Below are 18780 nucleotides of genomic sequence, written 5' to 3'. Positions count from 1 at the left end.
TTACCTCCATTACCACAGTTTAGTCTCGCCGACGCGTCTGGCGATCGTATTGGCCAGAATGAGCAAGGCGAAGCTGATCGCCGCGTTGAACAGTCCGATCGCGGCGCTGTAGCTGAAGTCCGCCTGCAGAATCCCTTTGCGATACACATAGGTTTGAATGACGTCCGCCGTCTCGTACGTAACCGGGTTGTACATGAGCAGGATTTTCTCGGCGCCTACGGTCATGAATCGGCCGATGAACAAGATCAGCAGTATCGTGACGGTCGGCAAAATCCCGGGGAACGTAATATGCACCGCTTGCTTGAATCGGTTGGCGCCGTCGATTCGGGCTGCCTCGTACAGCGCCGGATCGATGTTGCTGATCGCGGCGAGGAAGATGATCGAGCTCCACCCGAGGTTTTGCCACAGCTCCGAGCCGATGAACAGCGTTCGGAACCAGCCCGGGGTCCGCATGAACGGGATCGGTTCGATCCCGAAGACGGAGACGAGCAAATTGTTGATCAGCCCGTTCGAGGACAAGAAGTCGACCATCATGCCGACGATGACGACGAGCGAGATGAAGTGCGGCATGTACGTAATCGTCTGCACCGCCCGCTTGAACTTCGGATTCGCCACTTCGTTAAGCAAGAGCGCTAGCACGATCCCCGCCGGGAAAAAGAAAATCAAGCTGTAGAAGCTTAACAGCATCGTATTCCCCAGCAACCGCCAGAAGTAATAGCTTTCGAAAAATTCTTGGAAATGCTTCAACCCTACCCAAGGGCTGCCCGCGAACCCCTTCGCCGGAATGTAATCCTTGAAGGCGATCTGAAGCCCGTACATCGGACCGTATTGGAAAATGAGATAATACAGCACCACCGGAAGCAGCATGAGGTAGACGGTTCGGTTGAGCTTGAAGTCGCGCAGGACGCGAGCCCCGAACCGGTTGCTCTTGAACTCCGGGGCCGGGATGAGCTCTCGCTGTAACCGAGCCATGGGCGTTCCCCCTATCGATTATTGAAACGATCGAGCGCCGCTTGCTGAATATCGATAGCCTCCTGAATCCCCATGCCCTTCAGCGTCTCCGCGTATTGATCGAATCGGTCGAGCGGCTCGACGCCCATTATGAATTTGGTTACCATCTCGTCGGAGTACGTGTTCAGGTCCGTCATGATCGACGCGAACCGCTTGTTCTCGTCCGCCGTCATCGTCACCTTCGGCATCTGGATTTTATTTTCCGGCTCGCTCCAGATTTGAATGGCTTCCTTCTGGGAATCCCGCTCCATGTACTGCTCGATATACCGTTTATCCTGGACGAACGGTCCGTTATACGCCGCCCGGAAGTGCATGCTCATCGCTTGGGAGACGTTCAGACCCTCCGGATTTTTCATAATGTGATCGGAATATTTCGGATACCCGTCGACCCAATCGTAGGACACGCCTTCCTTCCCGAAGTTGAACAGGTTATGCCCTTCCTCGCTGTAGGCGAAGTCGAGCCACTTCACGATGCGTTCGGGGTTCATGGCCTTGCCCGTAATCGCCGCCGCGATGCCCGAGAAGGCCGTATCGCGCTGGCCGAGCGCCGCCTTGCCGCCCTTCTCCAACGCCGGATAAGGCGCCGGCCACAGCTCCGCTTCCGGATGGTCCTTCTCCATCAGTCCCATATATCGGCCGATGCCGCTGCCGGCATACCAATAGAAGGCGCCCAGCTGGTCGCCCGTCACCTTCGCGTCTCGCAGCGCGCCGTCCGTGGCGGCGAAGTCCGGGTCGAGCAGCCCTTTCTCGTACCACCGGTTCAGCACGGTCAGGAATTCCTTGAATTCCGGTTGAATTTCGCCGTATCGCACCTTCCCGTCCACCTGGTAGAACTGCGCGCCGATGCCGAACGTGCCGATCAGCTGGTTCATGCCCGGGTCCTTCACGTTGCCGTCGTACTTAATGAAGAACGGAATTTCGTCCGCCTGTCCGTTGCCGTTCGGATCCTTCTCCTTGAAGGCGGTCAGTACCGCTTCCCATTCGTCGATCGTCGTCGGGATGTCCATGCCGACGCGCTCCAGCCAGTCCTTGCGGATGATCGGCCCGTGGAACACCATAAGGCTCTCGTGGCCGCGGATGAACGGGAAGCCGTAGATGCTGCCTTCGTCCGTCTTGATCAGCTTCTCGATATCGGGATGTTCGTCGAGATACTTCCGGAAGTTCGGCGCGTGCTTCTCGATCAGCTCGTTCAGCCGCAAAATCGTTCCTTCTTGAATGGCGTTCTCCGGCCCGCGGGAAATGTTGAGCCAGTTCGTCTCTACGACGTCCGGCAAGTTCTGGGAGGCGATCATCAGATTCAATTGTTCGGTAATTTGGTCGCCTTCGCCGCTCGGATGCTTAAACTCCACCTTCGTGCCCGTGATTCGTTCCAGCTCCTGATATAACGTCACTTCGTTCATCGTGGTGGCGTGCCCTTTGATATGGTCGACCATCGGGATCCAATACGTAATCGTCTCGGGATACCCGATCTCCGCGCCGTCCCCCTCGCTTCCGCCCGCCTCGGCGTTCGGCGGCGTCGTCTCTCCTCCGGCGTCGGCGCCGGCGTCCCCGCCGCTTCCGCTTCCGGTGCAGCCCGCCAATAAGGCGAGCGCGGACATCGCCGCGGCCGTCGACAGGGTCAACCTTCTTGCCCGCTTGCTGCGCTTCTTCATTCGTGATCCTCCCTTTGTTTCATTGATCGTCCGTTCCAAGCCAAGCATAAACAGAGGAGGAAACAAAGAAAATCGTACCTTCGCTTGATCCGTTATCCGATTTTTGGAACCGCCGTTATCGATTTTTTAGAACGGTTATCCGTTCTTCGTTTTCCAGGTTCGCGCGGTATTGCCCCGGGGTGATGCCCTCGATCTTCTTGAATACCCGAATCAAGCCCACGCTGCCCGCGTAGCCGACTTTCTCGGCGATATCGGCTAACGTCCAGTCGGTGTCCCTCAGCAGCCTCTTGCTCTCGGACACGCGAACGCGCGCGATGTAGTCGGACACATTCTCCCCGCTATGCTTCTTGAAGAACGAGGATAGATACGCGGGATTCATGCCGAAGTGGTCGGCGATGGCGTTCAGGCCGAGATTGCCGTCCGGCACATGCGCTTCCACGTACCGCTGAATGCGTTGATACAGCTGGTCGCCCGGCCGGGGACGCTCGCTGTCGATCCGCTCGCACAGCTGCCGGAACAACGCTTTCGTTCGGCGGAACATCTCCTCGGCGGTGGCCCCGCCCGCCACCCACTTGGCGGGATCCGGATCTCCGAACGGCGTCTCCGCCGGACCCAGCGTCGCCGCGAGCTTGAAGTACGTGCTTACCAGGTCGAAGAAGAGGCACTTGCCCATCTCCGGCGTCAAGCCGCCGGCGTGGAAGTTCACCTCGTAGATTTGGTTCAGCGCCGTCTCCGCGTTTTCGAAATCGCCGCTCTTCGCGTAATTCATCAGCTGCGCCTCGACGGCCGTCGGATAATGGTAATAGCCCGGCTCCAGCTCGGCGAGATCGTCGTAATAGATGACTGAATGATGCCCCTTGATCAGCTTGTAATCGAGCGCCAGAATCGCTTCTCCGTACCCCTCCGCGATCTTGCCGAGCCCCCGGTGCACGCGGCTGATCGCCAAGGTGACCTGCGTCAGGAAGCGGCCGTCCAGCAGCTCGCGGAGCTGACGGACGAAGTCGGGCAAGTACGCCGACGGCTCCGGCTCCCGCTCCGGCAGGCTGATCAAGAACAGCACGCGGTTGCGCTCCATCTCGATCGAGTGGCCGGCCTCGCCGAGCAGCTCGCCGCCTAGATTGCCGATGACGAAGCGGACGAGCGCCCATTCCTTCTCGGAATCTTCCCGCATGAACCGCTTGCCGTCGTCGACGTCCACCAGCACGATGCAGAATCGGTCCGACAGGAAGCTCACGCCCATGAACCGTAAATCCTCGTCCGTGACCGAGGAGGCGTCGACGTGCCCGCGAACGAGCCGGGACAAGAAGTCCGCCTGAATGACCGGCGCCTGCTTCGATATCGTGCGCTGCAGGCGGCGCTCCTCGGCGATGGAGGAGGCGATCGATTGCTTGATGAAATCGTATTCGTTCGAGGAACGGTCCCGAGGCATGCTCCGGCCTTGCACGAGCGCGTTGACGACCTCGCGGATCGGGCGATAATTTTTATAAGCCATGGAATAGGAAGCGACGGCGCCGCCGAGCAGGCAGACGAGCACGAGCGAGACGGCCCAAGACTTGACCGTCATGACCTTCGCCAGCACGATGTGCTTCGGAACGACGGATACGTACGTCCAGCCGTTGTCCGCCGAGAACGTATACGTGACCACCATCTCCTGGCCGGCGTCGTTGACGTAGGATAAGTAATCCCGCCCCGTGTTCAACCGGGACTTCAAGCGGCCGGACAACTCGTCGTCCGCCGCCGTCGTCATGACGATCTCCCGGTCTTCGTTCAGGATATAGATGGACCCGCTGTTCACCGATTCGATCTGCTCGAGCGAATCGCGGATTTGCTTCTCGTCGACGAGGATGATCAAGGTGCCCTTCGGCGCCGTCCGCTCGCCGAGCGGAAGCGATTGCGCGTATGTGACGACGCGGGCGTCGTTCCGCAGCGCGGCGGAGGGGAGGACCGAACGTAGATGATAGCCTTCGAGCACCTGCTCTCGATAGGCGTCGTAGCTTACGTCCTTGTAACCGGAAATTTCGTTGTAGTACATCCGGGAATTCGTGCGCATGCTGGGCGTCAAGACGGTGTCGGTGTTGGCGAAGTACACGTAGAAGTTGTTGATCGAGCTGCTGACCGTGCCGTACCGCGCTAAATCCTTCATGAATTCGATGAACTTGTACAATTCCTGGGAATCGCCGTACTCCTTGCTGTCCAGCAGCCATTGCAGCTTCGGATTGAGCGAGATTTGAATCGCCAACTTCTCTACCTCGGACACGCGGCTGTCGACGGCCAAGCGGACCTGCTCCAGCATCGCCTTATTGGAACGCGAGGCGTTCTCGACCATAATGCCCTCCACCTTGTCGTAGACGACCGCTCCGATCATGACGGGCAGCAAGAAAATCGCGATATACGACGAAAGCAAAGTGAGAAACGCGCTTCGACGCGGATTCGCCCTTCGAATAAAGCGCTTCCAAAAATTCATAATTCCCCTCCCTGTTCGCCAAAGATTTACATTCAGTATACGTCTTCCTCCTTTAGCCTGTCATTATGCCCTTGGACGTAAGACAAGGGCCGCCTCCCTTGGGAGACGGCCCTATGCGAACAACTTTCCGATATGAACGCTTATTCTCCGCCGAAGAACGCGAACCGCGCGATGACGAGCGCCGCCAGCAGCCACATCATCCAGTGAATCGGCGCCTTCTTGAGCGAGAACAAGTTGCAGAAGCCCGCGACGATGACATACGTGACGATGCCCGCCGAGATCCCGTTCGCGATGCTGCCCGTGAACGGCATGAACACGATCGTCAGGAACGCCGGGAGCGCCTGCGTGAAGTCGTCCCATTGAATATCTTTGACCGAGCTCATCATAAGCACGCCGACGATGATGAGCGCCGGAGCGGTCGCCGCGGACGGCACGATGCCGGCAAGCGGCAGAATGAGCAGGGCGAGAATGAACAGGATGCCGGTCGTTACCGACGTCAAGCCGGTGCGGCCGCCTTCGGAGACGCCCGATGCGCTTTCGATGTACGCGGTGATCGTGCTCGTGCCGAGCAGCGCGCCGGTGCTCACGCCCGCCGCATCGACCATCATCGCCTTGCCGATCGTCTTCTTTCCTTCCGGCTGGTTCACGTCGATGCCCGCCTTCGAGACTGTGCCGACGAGCGTGCCGAACGTGTCGAACAGCTCGACGAACGTGAACACGAAGATGATTTCGAGCAAGCCTACGCCGAGCGCCGCGCCGATATCGAGCTGGCCGACGGCGAGGTTGTCGAAGCTGGGAATCCAGTTCGCCGTGCCGAGCGCGCCGAAGTCGACGACGTTCAGGCCGAGGAACGGCAGACCGCCGATGATCGTCGTCGCGACGATGCCGATCAGGAGCGCGCCGCGCACCTTCAGCGCCATCAGAATGCCGATGATGATCAGGCCGAGCAGCGCCAGGAACGTGTCCGGGTGCGTCGCCGGGTTGAACGAACCGAGCATCAGGTTGAAGCTCGAGCCCGGTACCGGAACGGTCGCGTCGACGCCCGGGTTGATCGAGATCGCCACGATGTTGCTAAGCTTGAAGCCGATGATCGCGATGAATAAGCCGATACCGACCGTAATGCCGACTTTGATGCTGTTCGGCACCGCCGTAACCAACATCTGACGTACTTTCGTTACTGTTAAGATGATGAAGATGATCCCCGAGATGAATACGGCGCCCAGCGCCGTCTGCCAAGTGATCTCCCCGTTCGAGCTCAACACGACGCTCATGAAGTACGCGTTAAGTCCCATGCCCGGCGCCAGCGCGACCGGAATATTTACGAAGAGGCCCATCGCGATCGTGACGAGACCCGCTCCGAGCGCCGTCGCGAAAAACACCGCTTCCGCCGGCATGCCCGCGCCGCTCGGTCCCAGGAAGATCTGGTTGACGAACAGGATGTACGCCATCGTCATGAACGTCGTAAGTCCCGCGATCATTTCCGTGCGAACGTTCGTGCCTCTCGCCTTCAGTTGAAATAAGCGATCCATCGGTCGAAACAACTCCCCATCTTTATTCGAATTCATATGTAGTGTCGTCCTTTTTCCAAATATTATTAGGACGATTGATGGACGACGATACTTATTGTAAGCGTGGTTAATTATTTCTGTCAATAAAAAAACCGAACATTGCAAGGGTGCCTACGGATTTACGTTCGGGTTCCAGGTACACCCCATATAACGCTAATCTCAAATAACGAATTGTCAGTAGCGGTAAAGAGTCGGGGACAAAGAAAGGCCTGCGCGATGGCGCAGGCCTTTCTTTCATTTTCCAACCCTTATTCCCACTCGATCGTCGCCGGCGGCTTCGATGTGATGTCGTAGACGACGCGGTTGACGTTGTTCACTTCGTTCACGATGCGCGTCGAGATGTTCTCGAGCACATCCCACGGAATGCGCGCCCAGTCGGCGGTCATGCCGTCGATCGACGTGACGGCGCGGATGCCGACCGTGTACGAGTACGTGCGGGCGTCGCCCATGACGCCGACGCTCTTCATGTTCGGCAGCGCGGTGAAGTATTGCCAGATTTCGCGGTCGAGGCCGGCCTTCGCGATTTCCTCGCGCAGAATGGCGTCGGATTCGCGCACGATCTCGAGCTTGTCCTCCGTCACCTCGCCGAGCACGCGAATCGCGAGACCCGGACCCGGGAACGGCTGGCGCCATACGATTTCCGCCGGCAGGCCGCACTCTTCGCCCACCTTGCGCACCTCGTCCTTGAACAGCGCCTTCAGCGGCTCGACGAGCTTGAACTTGATGTCCTTCGGCAGGCCGCCGACGTTATGATGCGACTTGATCGTCTGCGCCGTCGCCGTGCCGCTCTCCACGATATCGGTGTAGAGCGTGCCCTGCGCCAGGAATTCGAAGTCGTCGAACTTCGCGGACTCTTCCTGGAAGACGTAGATGAACTCGTTGCCGATGATCTTGCGCTTTTGCTCCGGATCGTCCACGCCCGCGAGCTTGCCGAGGAACCGGTCGCGCGCGTCGATCTTCACGACCTTCATGTCGAACTTGCCGACGAACGTCTCCATGACGCTCTCCGCTTCGCCCTTGCGCAAGAGGCCGTGGTCGATGAACATACACGTCAAGCGGTCGCCGATCGCCTTGTGAATAAGGATCGCGACGACGGACGAGTCGACGCCGCCGGACAGCGCGCACAGCACCTTCTTGTCGCCGACCTGCTCGCGGATGTCGCGAATCGCGTCTTCGATGAACGTCGTCATGCTCCAATCGCCTTCGCAGCCGCATACCTCGAACAGGAAGTTTTTGATCATGTCGTTGCCGTACGTCGTATGGCGCACTTCCGGATGGAACTGCACCGCGTACAGGTTCCGTTCGCGATGGCTCATCGCGGCGATCGGCGCATGCTCGGTGCTGGCGTCGATCGCGAAGCCCGCCGGCGCCTCGATGACGAGATCGCTGTGGCTCATCCATACTTGCTGCTCGCCGGTAAGCCCCGACGTCAGGACGCAATCCGGCGCGAAGCGCACCATCGCCTTGCCGTATTCGCGCTTGCCCGCGGCTTCGACTTTGCCTTGCAGCTGATGGCTCATCATTTGCATGCCGTAGCAGATGCCGAGGATCGGCACGCCGAGCTCGTAGACGGCCGGATCGACGAGCGGCGAGTTTTCGCCGTAGACGCTTGCCGGACCTCCGGAGAAGACGATGCCCTTCGGCGCGAGCTCGCGGATTTTCTCGGCGCTCGTGTTATACGGCAGCAATTCGCTGTACACGCCGAGGTCCCGAATGCGTCGGGCGATCAATTGGTTGTACTGCCCGCCGAAGTCGAGGACGACGACGATTTCGTTCGGTTTGTTCATCGGAATGTACGAGCCCCCTAGTAATAATAGAAACTATTCTACAAGATCGTTCGACCCCATGGCAACCTCTAAAGTTTCGAGAGCCATGCGGACAGTGCCTCGTTGAAAAGCTCGGGGCGCTCGAGATTGGACAGATGGCCCGCCTCCGGGACGACGCGGAGCTCCGCGCCGGGGATCGCGTCCGCCATCTTTCCGGCGACGTCGGGCGGCGTGATCGCGTCGTCCTCGCCGACGATGACGAGCGTCGGGACGCGAATGCCGCCGAGCGAGGCCGTCCGATCCGGCCGGGCGGCCATGCCGAGCGCCGCGGCCGCGATCGCGGACGGCGGCGCCGACAGCATGATGCGCTCGGCTTCGCGTTGGACGTCCGGACGGCGATCGGCCGTCTTCGGCGACAGCAGCTTATGCAGCATCGCATCGACGGCCGCCTGCGGCCCTTGCTCCAGCGCGTTCGCCGCCAGTGCGCGCCGCCCCGCCTTCCCTTCCTCGCTGTCGGCCTCCGCCCGCGTATCCGCGAGCGCGAGTCCGGCCACCCGGTCGCCGTATCGCTCGAGCAGCGAGAACGCGACGTACCCGCCCATCGAGAACCCGACGACGACGGCCTTCGCCGCGCGGCCGGCCGCCGCGTCGAGCGCCTCGATCGCCTTGTCGGCCATCGCGTCCATCGTGGCGGGCGACGTCTCGAGCCGCAAATCCGGCGCGACGACGCGGAAGCCTTGCGCTTCGAACGCCTCCCGCTGCGGCGCCCACATTTCCGGACTGAACGGGAATCCATGCAAGAACAGTAAAGCGATATCGTTGTGCGTCATGCGCTAGAGCGCCCCTTTCGTTTCCCGAATCGGTTCTGCTCTTATTATAGCCATTATTTGGCTCGTTTCGCGATCGTACGCCAGACGTCCTTCACCCAGCGCCGCGACACCGGCCGTCCCGAGCCGCCGCCGTAGCGAATCGCCTCGTCGCGGCGAACGAGCTCGAGCAGCGCCGCCCGCGCCTCCGGCGTCTCCGCCGGCAGCCGTGCGGCATAGTCGCGCAGCGTCTCCTCCGGCGTGCGGGGGCCGTGGCGCCGATAGAGGCGGCGCCACAGCCGGTCGAGCCGGCGGCGCTGGGGCGGCGCGGGGAACGCCGCGTAACCGGGCGCCGCCCCGCGGCGGACGAACCGCGCCAGCGCGAAGGCCGCGCCGAGCGCCGCGGCGGCGGTCGCGCCGCCGGCGAGCGCCCAGCCGAGCGGCGCCGCCCATTCGCGCGGCACGCGCTGCGCCGCGGCGTCGTAGACGGCGGCCGCCGCGTCGAGGCCGCCGCGCAGCCGCTCCCGCGCGGACGCGAGCCACGCCTCGACGGAGGCGGCCGCGCCCCCGCCCGCTTCGGCTTCGTCCGCAGCCGACGCCGATGCCGACGCCGATGCGGAAGCGGTCGCCGCCGTCGCGAGCACGGTGCCCTGCGGCAGCTGCATGTTGGCCGGCTCCGCGCCAAGCCCCGCGAAGCCGGCTTCGACGCCTTCGGCCGACGCCGGCGGCGTCGCCTCGAACGCCACCCAGCCCGCGTCCGCGAACCGCACCTCGACCCAGGAGTGGGCGTCGGACTGCCGCACCGCGTACGTACCCGGCCGATCCGGATCCGGCGTGCCCGGCGCGAAGCCCTTCACCCATCGCGCCTCGACGCCGATCGAACGAAGCAGCACGACCATCGCCGTCGAGAAATGGTTGCAATACCCCGCCCCCGTCTCGAACAGGAAGTGATCGACGAAGTCGGCCCCTTCCGGCGGTACGTCCGTCTCCAGCGTGTAGCGGTAATGCTCCTGCAAATACGACTGCACGGCGACCGCCTGCAAATACGGGTGCGCCGGCACGTCCCGCACGATGTCGCGGGACAAATCGCGCACCCGCTGCGGCAGCGAGCCCGGCAGTTGCAAATGCCGCGCCGAGGACGCGTCCGCCTCCGGCGACCCGTCCGCGATCAGCGCCGCCGGATCGCTCGCCGCGAGCGCCGTCTCCATCCGGTACGAGCCGAGCCGCACCGCATTCGTCCCGACGAAATACGAGCCGTCGTCCGCGTCGTATCGCAGGTGGATGTCGGACAGCCGCGAGCCGTCGTCGTCCGTCAGCTCCGGGAAGCGCAGCACCTGCCCGCCGGCGAAGACGTTGCGCTCCAGGGCGCGCGACAGCACGTCGACCTGCTGCGAGATGACGACGGCCCCCTCGGGGGCTTCGGCGGCGCGGAACGTCGCGGCCGTCTCGCCGAGCGCGCTGCTCCGCCAGCCTCGGCCGGTGTAGACGTCCTTGCTCTCGCCTCGCCAATACGTCGCGAGCTCCGTCGTCGCCGTGAAGGCGAGCGCGTCGTCCGGCGACACCGCCCGGCCGAGCCGGCTGTCGTCCGCGCCGTACCCGGTCGCCGCCGGGAGGACGGAGGCGAACGCCCCCTCCCCCCGCGACGTCGCCGCGCTCCGCGCCCAGTCGGCCCATCGCTCGAGCGACACCGGCTCGACCGCCGCGGTTTCCCGCGCGGACAAGCCATAGCCCGAGCCGAGCGCGATCGCGGCGCATAATGCGCCGGCGGCGATGCGGGAGAGCGCCGCCCCCCGGCTTTCCGCGAAGCGATTCCCAAGCAGCCGCTCCCACTTCGTCCCGTGCTGCGTCGTGAGCAGCAGCAGCCCGAACGCGGCCGACCGCAAGATGCCGCCGGTCGTGTCGAGCCCCGGCCACAGCTGAAGCAGGACGAGGAACAGCAGCGTCGACCCGACGAACCACAACGCCTGGCCGCGCTCCGTCACGATCCGCTGCACCGCGTACGCAAGCGCCGCCCAGCCGGCGAGGAACAGCAGCGTTCGCGTCTCCGGACTGACGAGCCAGACGCCGGACAGCAAGCCGCTCGCATCCTCCAAGACGAGCGTCGGGAAGTCGATCAGCCATCGTCCGGAAGAAAGCGCCTCGGGCTGGAACCAATATCCGATCCACAGCGCCGTAAAAATCAGCTTGAGCGGCCAGCCGATCGCCCCGTGAAGTCGTCCCGCGTCGATCGCCATATAAAACGCGAGCGCCCCAAGGAACGGAAGCAGCCGGTACATGTCCGTCGCCTCCGCCATCGAGGCGAGCGGACGCAGCCATTCGGAGAACAAGCCGAACAGCAGCGCCGTGACGAACAAATTACGAAGGAACGGAGAACCGGCCGTCGTCATCGCGCCCGCCTCCTTCCGCAGCGATTCGGTCGCCGGCGGCGTCCGTCACGGCGATGCGGACGCCCGCGCGCCGCAGCCAAGACGCCAGCTCCTCCGGAAGCTCCGCGTCGCCGGGGCGAACGCCGGGTTCCCCGCGCGCGAGCAGGAGCAGCACGTCGCGGCCGCCGGTTTGCCACTCGCGGCACAGCGCCGCCGTCTCCGGCCGCAAGGCCCCGCCCGCGACGACGACGACGCCGGAGGCGCCGCCCAGCGTCGCCGCGCCGGCCCGGATCGGCGGCGCGGCGACTTCGAGCGCGGCCAACCGCCGGCGCCAACCGCCGGCGTTGCCGGCGGCGACGGCGGCGGCGTACAGCCGGAACGTCCGCCGGCGCACGCCGAGGGCGACGAGCACCCCCGCGGCCGCCTCGGCGCAGTCGTCCGTCGCCGCGGCGACGGCGGCGTCCACGACGACCGCCGTCTCCGTCGCGGCGCGCGGCGGCTCCTCCGTGCGGACGTACCACTCGTCCGAACGAGCGGCCCGCTTCCAGAGCACGCGGGCGAGCGAATCGCCGTCGCGGTACGCGCGGACGTCCGTCCGCTCGCCGCCGTCCCGCCGCAAGCCGGCAGCCCGTCCGTCGCCTAGCGATAGGATCGCGTGCTCCACCTCATACCCGAACCGCCGCGCCCGCGGCGCGACGATCACCTCCGGGATCGCCGTTCCTCGGGCGCGAACGCGCTGCTGCACGATGCCGAACGGGTCTCCCGCCCACAGCTCCGTCGGCTCGAAGGCGAACACGCCCCGGCTCGGCAGCGGCAGCGCGTAACGATACGTCGCGCGCGTCGACCACCACGGGCCGTGAAGCAAGTCGTGCTCCGCCTCGCCGATCCTTTCCCGGGCGACGAGCCAAGGGATCGGCAGCGCGAACGGCCGACGCAACGTCACCTCGACGATCGCTTCTTCTCCGGCTTCGAACGCGCCGTCCGGCGGCGCGGCTCCGTCCGGGCACCGCACCGCGCGCGTGACGCGAACGCCGCGGAGCCCGATCCAGCGGACGGCCCATCCGTAAGCGACGATGAAGCTGTACGAATAAAACAAAAAGGAGAAGGCGAACCCGCCTCTCGCGGCCATTCCCCACCCCAATAACGCCCATACCGCCAGTGCGGCCCACCGATGCGTCCGCATTAGCCCGCGCCCCCCGCCTTCGAGGCGACCGGGGCCGACGGCACCGGCGTCGTCGTGAGCAGACGCGCCATAACGCTCTCGGCCGTATGCCCGGCGTAGCTCGCTTCCGGGCGCACGGCGAGTCGATGCGCCAGCACCGGCATCGCGAGCTCGCGCACGTCGTCCGGGACGACGTACGTCCGCCCGCGCAGCAGCGCAAGCGCCTGCGCCGCGCGGTACAAGCCCAGCGATGCGCGGGGACTCGCGCCGAGCGACAGCTCCGCGCACGTCCGCGTCGCCTGTACGAGCGACACGATATACAGCTTCACAGGCTCGTCGACGTGGACGGCCGCCGCCGCGCGCTGCAGCTCGCGAAGCTCCTCGACGAGCAAGAGCGCCCGCGACGACGCAGACTCGGTGGAGGAGCGCGACAGCAATGCGGCTTCTTCCGCCGCCGTCGGATAACCGAGGCGCAGCTTCAGCAGGAAGCGGTCCAGTTGCGCTTCCGGCAGCGGGTACGCCCCTTCGAAGCCGTGCGGGTTTTGCGTGGCGATGACCATGAACGGCTCCGGCAGCGGATGCGTCTCGCCGTCCACCGTCACGTGCCGTTCTTCCATCGCTTCCAAGAGCGCCGACTGCGTCTTCGGCGTCGTGCGGTTCAGCTCGTCCGCCAGCACGACGTTGGCCATGATCGGCCCCGGGCGGAACTCGAACGTCTCCGTCGATCGGCGGTACACCGACACGCCGGTAATGTCCGAGGGCAGCACGTCCGGCGTGCATTGGATGCGCCCGAACGTGCAGCCGAGCGTCCGCGCCGCCGTCTTCGCCAGCAGCGTCTTTCCGACGCCCGGCACGTCCTCCAGCAGCGCATGCCCTCCGCATAACAAAGCTACCAATAAGTGCTCTATCGTCTCTCGCTTGCCGACGACGATTCTCTCGATTTGACGCACGACGCTTTCTAGCAGCGCCTGCGGGCGATCCCATAACATGCCATTCCCGGACAATCGCATACCTTCTCCTCCTTGACTTCGTAACCGTCAGATTACTGTCAAGTGTTTCCGGTTTGCGAATCTTTTAGACGTGTGTTTTCTCGTATAAGAGAACATGATATATTGAAGAATAGCGCTTACATGGAAAATGGTCCCTCCGTCACCGATAGATTTCAAGCTTCATCGCTCGTTCGGCGAGACGGTCCAGCTCTTCCTTCGGAAGCGGGCTCTCCTCGTGACGATGCTTGAAGTCGCTGATCGCGTCGGCGATGTCGTGCACGTCGGCGAAGCCGACCGTGAGCGCCACGCCCTTCAGCGTGTGCGTCTGGCGATAGAGACGGTCCACCAATCGATCGTCCGTGACCGTTCCGAGGCGCCATCGTTCGATCGTCTCCGCGATGTCCGCGCTTTTGGCTCGCAGTTCTTCCAGGAACAACGATTTCGTGCTTTCCAGGATTCGTCGGTATCGTTCTTCGCTCATCACGCGCGAACCACCTCGCTTTATCCATTATTCCCAAATTATATCATGAAATCGAAGGCCCGTTCGTGGGAAAAAGAATCGCTATGATCGACGACTCCAGCGCGTTCCGCCTGTTGATCGCTTCGCTGCTGGATATCGACGGCTTGGAAGTCGCGCCGTTCCCGCGCTGAAGTCCGGCGCGCGGACCGCCTCGATTCCGGTGCTGCCGCTGACCGGCGACGCCGGTTACATCGCCAAGCCGATCATCCGGAATCGATCGTCGAGCGCGTGCGCATCGTCTTGGAGCTCGGGTAGGGATTAGCACGCCGGCCCCGCTGCCCGTTTCGGGTCACCCGCGCCCGCCCGCTCCGCTCCCTGACCCGATCCGGGTCAACTCGCCGGCCGTTCGGCGCCCCTGGCCCGTTTCGGGTCACCCGCGGCCGACGCGCTCCGCTCCCTGACCCGATCCGGGTCAACTCGCCGGCCGTTCGGCGCCCCTGGCCCGTTTCGGGTCACCCGCGGCCGACGCGCTCCGCTCCCTGACCCGATCCGGGTCAACGCGCCAGCCGTTCGGCGCCCCTGGCCCGCTTCGGGTCACCCGCGGCCGACGCGCTCCGCCTCCTGACCCGATCCGGGTCAACGCGCCGGCCGTTCGGCGCCCCTGGCCCGTCTCGGGTCACCCGCGGCCGACGCGCTCCGCTCCCTGACCCGATCCGGGGCTGCTAGCGGATTGGCCGGCCGTAGAAAAAGGAGCCCTGGCGGCCATGGCCGTCGGAGCTCCCTTGAATCTCTATTTCGTCTTCATATGCTCGACCAAGCGGTACAGCGTCTGCGACGCCTCCTCGAGCTGCCGCATGGAGCCGGCGAGCCGATCCATCCGCGCGTACTGCTCGGACGCGTAGCCGCTCAGCTCGCCGGCCCGCTCCGCGGCTTCGGCGGAGAACGCCGACATCTCCTCCACGGAGGCGCTCACCTGCTCCGAGCCCGCGGCGAGCTGCTGCGCGACGGCGGACACGTCTTCGACCTGGCCGCCGACGGACGCCATCGCGCCGCGAATGTCGCCGAAGCGCTCGAACGCGACGTCCAGCTTCCGCGCGCCGTCGCCGACCTCGAGCGCCGCCCGCTGCAGCGAAGCCGCCGTCTGCGCGGCGCCCTCGCGCACCGCGTCGAGCAGCCCCGCGACGCGGGCGGTCGCTTCGCCGGACTGCTCGGCGAGCTTGCGCACTTCGCCGGCGACGACGGCGAAGCCGCGCCCGGCCTCGCCCGCGCGAGCCGCCTCGATCGACGCGTTCAGCGCCAGCAGGTTCGTCTGCTTCGACACGGACGAGATCAGCTCGAGCACCTCGGCCACGCGGTTCGCCGACTCGCGCTGCGCATCGGCCGCGGCGACGGACGCTTCCATCGAGCGCTGCATCTCCCGCATCTGTACGATCGCCGCTTCCATGAGCGCGCCGCCGCTAGCTGCCAGACCGTTGGCGTCATGCGCCGTCTCCGTCACCGAAGCGGCCGCCCCCGCGATGCGGCCGATGCCGACGGCCATCTCCTGCATCGACTGCGCGCTGTCCGCGGCGCTCGCCTGCCGCTGGCGCGCCCCGGCCGCCAGCTCCGAGACGGAGACGTTCATCCGCTCGCCGTCCGCCTTGGACGTATCGGCGAGCGCCGCCGTCTCCGTGGCGGATTCGCTCAGCCGCTCGGACAGCGCGCGCACGTCGCCGACGACGCGGCTGAAGCTCTCGCGCATCGTCTCGTAGGACAACGTAAGCACCCCGATCTCGTCGGGCCGCGACCGATCCTTGGCATCGGTCGCCGCGCTCAGGTCGCCTCCGGCGACGGCGCCGAGCGCGCCGGCGATGCGCTGCACCGGGCGCACGATGTCGAACCGCAGCCAGAGGAGCAGCACGACGGCCGCGAGAACGATCGTGCCGCCGACGAGGGCGAGCGTCAGCCGCATGTTCGCCTGCGCCCGCTCCGACGCCTCGAGCGGAGCCGCGACCGTCAGAGACCCGACGTTCTCTCCGTTCCAGCCGGCCAGCGCGACGACCGCCTCCCCGACGCGCCCTGCATCCGAGGAGACGATTCGAAACCCTTCCGCCGGAGCGCCCGCGCCGCCGACGGCCGAGACGCGGGCATGCAGCACCTTCCCGAGCTGCGCGACGACCGCTTCGTCGACGTACCGGCCGAAGACGAGCGCGCCGGTCGGCGCCTTCGTCGCTTCCTCGTTCGTCGCGCCGGAGACGACGACGACCGCGAGCCGGCCGCCGACGACCATGAGCCCGTGGAAGTCCGGCGTCGACCGAAACTTCTCCATCACCGCGGGATCGAACGAGGTGCCGAACTCGCCCGCGTCTCCCGCCGTTCCGATCACGTGCCCGTCGGGATCCGCAAGCGCGGCGAAATGAACGGTGGAGACGACGTCCGTCACCGAAAGCACGTTCTCTTCGATCCACGGCATATCCTTCGCTTCGGCGGCCGCCCGAAACTCCTCCCAATACGTATACGATTTCGCGACGTTCAGCGCATCCTCCCCCATCTGGCGGAGCAGTTCGACGCCCGACGCGCTCAAGCTCTTCAGTTGCGCCTCTTCGACGCTGCCGAGATCCCGATCCAAACTATAGTAAAAATATGCCCCTACAGCCGCCAATGGCACGACCATAATGACGACCAGCACCGCGACGATTCTCGCCTGCAACGTTCTTAACGACATCCGTTCTCCGCCTCTTCGATTAACGTCATAAATCTTTAGACCTAAATATAACCGAAACATGCGACGAAAGCACGAAAAAAGCGGACAAAGCTCGGCTTCGGTCCGCTTGCGGTCGGGATCGATTCCCGGACGTATTCGATTGTCCTGACTTCAACAAGGCGACGCCTTCGCCGTCCCCTCCGCCGCGCCGTGGGCGAGCGCCCATTCGCGAAGATGCTCGATGACCGGACGCAGCGCGGCGCCCCGTTCCGTCAACGTATATTCGATGCGGACCGGCGTCTCCGGGTAGACGATCCGGCGGATGATGCCCGCTTCTTCAAGCTCCTTGAACCGCTCGGACAACATCCGGTCGCTTACGCCGGGAACGCTCTCGGCCACTTCCTTGAACCGGCGCTGCCCGTTCAACAGCGCCTGCAGAATGAGCCCCGTCCACCGCTTGCCCAATAGCTCAAACGCTGACTCTACGCTTGGGGACGAAACGCAGTCCCGGTTTAGCATAGGACAGCCCTCCTACCTCGAATGCGCTGCAAAGCAGGTCGACGTGCTGCGTCGCGAGCGGGAGCACCTCGTCGTACGTCAGTTCGAACTGGATCGCGTACGAAATAAGACCGTGCAACGCCATGAACAAATTCCACGGCAGCGTGAACTGCAGCTTCTCCCGGTCGGGATGGTCGTTCAAGCATTCCTGAATGATCGAGGCGAACAAATTCATGTTCTCCGCCTGTTCCGTGCGGGAATAACGCTTCAGCTCCGGATCGCGAATCAAGAACATAATCTCGTAATGATGCGGATTGTCCAATCCGAATCGCACGAATTCCAGCATGAGCTGCTTGAGCGCCTGAACGTCGCGCTGCTGCAGCCGGAACAACAAAGACGTCTGCCGCACGATGAGCGCATTGAAATCTTCCACGACGAGCGCATAAAACAATTCCGCCTTGTCTTGGAAATAATAGTAAATCGATCCGTGACTGTAGCCGAGCTTCCCCGCGATCTTGCGCATCGACACCGACCGATATCCTTCGCTGACAAACAGCTCTCGGGCCGCGTCCAATATACGCTCCCGGCTAAGTTCTTGCTCAACGATCCTTCTAGCCACCGTTATCCCTCCCCTATTTCGTATAATTATACGCAAGGAAGTATAATGCTTCAACACTTTTTTGCATAAAAGCATTAAAGCAAGTTCGATGGAAGTTGACTATGCTCCACATACTCCGCGCCATCCACTTGAATCTGTGTTTGACCAGCAGTCAAATCAGTAATCCATTCGATAAAACGCGCACTTTCGGACGCGTTCGGCAAGCATCGAACTGTCACTTTGTCCGTGTATTCAATGTCTCCGAACCGGACGCCGCGTCCGCGAAGCTCGTATTCGACCGTCCCGAGCAGCGAATAATCGAACGTCAGCGTGACCGGCGTATGCAAAACTTTATACACCGCGCCCGCCGCGGCGAGCCCCGCGACCGCTCCGTCCGTGTATGCCCGCACGAGCCCGCCGGCCCCGAGCATGATCCCGCCGAAATACCGCGTCACGACGACGGCGACGTTCTTCAGCTGCTGGTGCTTGATCACCTCGAGAATCGGCTTCCCCGCCGTGCCGCTCGGCTCGCCGTCGTCGGACGCCTTCTGGTGCTGGTCCCGCTCGCCGACCATATACGCGGAGCAGTTATGCGTGGCTTGCTTATGGCGCGACTTGATCTCCTCGATGAAGGCGACCGCCTCCTCCTCGGTGTCGACCGGCTTCGCATGGCCGATGAATTGCGACCGCTTGATGACGATCTCCGCTTCCCCGTACGCGCGTACGGTCTTGTAATACGGCAAATTCACTCCGATCC

14 protein-coding genes are annotated in these 18780 nt (G+C 63.7%); all 14 read right to left on the bottom strand.

Annotated features, from left to right (window positions below):
* Positions 1-9: 9 nt before the first annotated feature.
* The gene (locus RIN49_RS26860) at positions 10-972 is read right to left on the bottom strand and encodes an ABC transporter permease (protein ID WP_309123194.1); all 963 of its coding nucleotides are present in this window, start codon (positions 970-972) and stop codon (positions 10-12) included.
* 11 nt (positions 973-983) lie between these two features.
* Entirely contained in the window at positions 984-2663 is a 1680-nt protein-coding gene (locus RIN49_RS26855) for an extracellular solute-binding protein (RefSeq protein WP_309123193.1), read from the bottom strand.
* Between the two features lie 115 nt (positions 2664-2778).
* Complete coding sequence (locus RIN49_RS26850; RefSeq protein ID WP_309123192.1) at positions 2779-5127, bottom strand: helix-turn-helix domain-containing protein; 2349 nt, start codon at positions 5125-5127, stop codon at positions 2779-2781.
* 140 nt (positions 5128-5267) lie between these two features.
* On the bottom strand, positions 5268-6656 hold the full coding sequence (locus tag RIN49_RS26845; RefSeq protein ID WP_309123191.1) for an NCS2 family permease: 1389 nt from the start codon (positions 6654-6656) through the stop codon (positions 5268-5270).
* Between the two features lie 287 nt (positions 6657-6943).
* Positions 6944-8482: a glutamine-hydrolyzing GMP synthase gene (gene guaA, locus RIN49_RS26840; RefSeq protein ID WP_309123190.1), complete on the bottom strand. Its 1539-nt coding sequence runs from the start codon at positions 8480-8482 to the stop codon at positions 6944-6946.
* Between the two features lie 68 nt (positions 8483-8550).
* Positions 8551-9291 carry an alpha/beta fold hydrolase gene (locus RIN49_RS26835; protein WP_309123189.1) on the bottom strand — a complete coding sequence of 247 codons (741 nt, stop codon included), beginning with the start codon at positions 9289-9291 and terminating at the stop codon, positions 8551-8553.
* A gap of 53 nt (positions 9292-9344) precedes the next feature.
* The gene (locus RIN49_RS26830; protein WP_309123188.1) at positions 9345-11654 is read right to left on the bottom strand and encodes a DUF4129 domain-containing transglutaminase family protein; all 2310 of its coding nucleotides are present in this window, start codon (positions 11652-11654) and stop codon (positions 9345-9347) included.
* Complete coding sequence (locus RIN49_RS26825; protein ID WP_309123187.1) at positions 11623-12816, bottom strand: DUF58 domain-containing protein; 1194 nt, start codon at positions 12814-12816, stop codon at positions 11623-11625. The genes RIN49_RS26830 and RIN49_RS26825 overlap by 32 nt, the downstream gene beginning before the upstream one ends.
* Positions 12816-13805, bottom strand: a complete 990-nt coding sequence (locus RIN49_RS26820) for an AAA family ATPase (protein WP_309123186.1) — start codon at positions 13803-13805, stop codon at positions 12816-12818. Before RIN49_RS26820 ends, RIN49_RS26825 begins: the two co-directional genes overlap by 1 nt.
* Positions 13806-13944: 139 nt before the next feature.
* Positions 13945-14265 (bottom strand): Hpt domain-containing protein, encoded by a 321-nt coding sequence (locus RIN49_RS26815; RefSeq protein WP_309123185.1) that lies wholly within the window; start codon positions 14263-14265, stop codon positions 13945-13947.
* A 769-nt stretch (positions 14266-15034) separates the two neighbouring features.
* Positions 15035-16948: a methyl-accepting chemotaxis protein gene (locus tag RIN49_RS26810; RefSeq protein ID WP_309123184.1), complete on the bottom strand. Its 1914-nt coding sequence runs from the start codon at positions 16946-16948 to the stop codon at positions 15035-15037.
* Positions 16949-17098: 150 nt separating this feature from the next.
* Positions 17099-17446, bottom strand: coding sequence for a winged helix-turn-helix transcriptional regulator (locus RIN49_RS26805; protein ID WP_309123183.1), 348 nt, complete (start codon positions 17444-17446; stop codon positions 17099-17101).
* Positions 17397-18044 (bottom strand): TetR/AcrR family transcriptional regulator, encoded by a 648-nt coding sequence (locus RIN49_RS26800; RefSeq protein ID WP_309123182.1) that lies wholly within the window; start codon positions 18042-18044, stop codon positions 17397-17399. Before RIN49_RS26800 ends, RIN49_RS26805 begins: the two co-directional genes overlap by 50 nt.
* Before the next feature lie 74 nt (positions 18045-18118).
* Positions 18119-18772: a YigZ family protein gene (locus tag RIN49_RS26795; protein ID WP_309123181.1), complete on the bottom strand. Its 654-nt coding sequence runs from the start codon at positions 18770-18772 to the stop codon at positions 18119-18121.
* Positions 18773-18780: the final 8 nt, after the last annotated feature.

The sequence above is a fragment of the Paenibacillus sp. genome, assembly GCF_031177825.1.
Lineage (GTDB): Bacteria > Bacillota > Bacilli > Paenibacillales > YIM-B00363 > Paenibacillus_AE.
The sequence above is the reverse complement of the archived record's forward strand: the minus strand, read 5'-3'. Positions and strand labels throughout refer to the sequence as shown.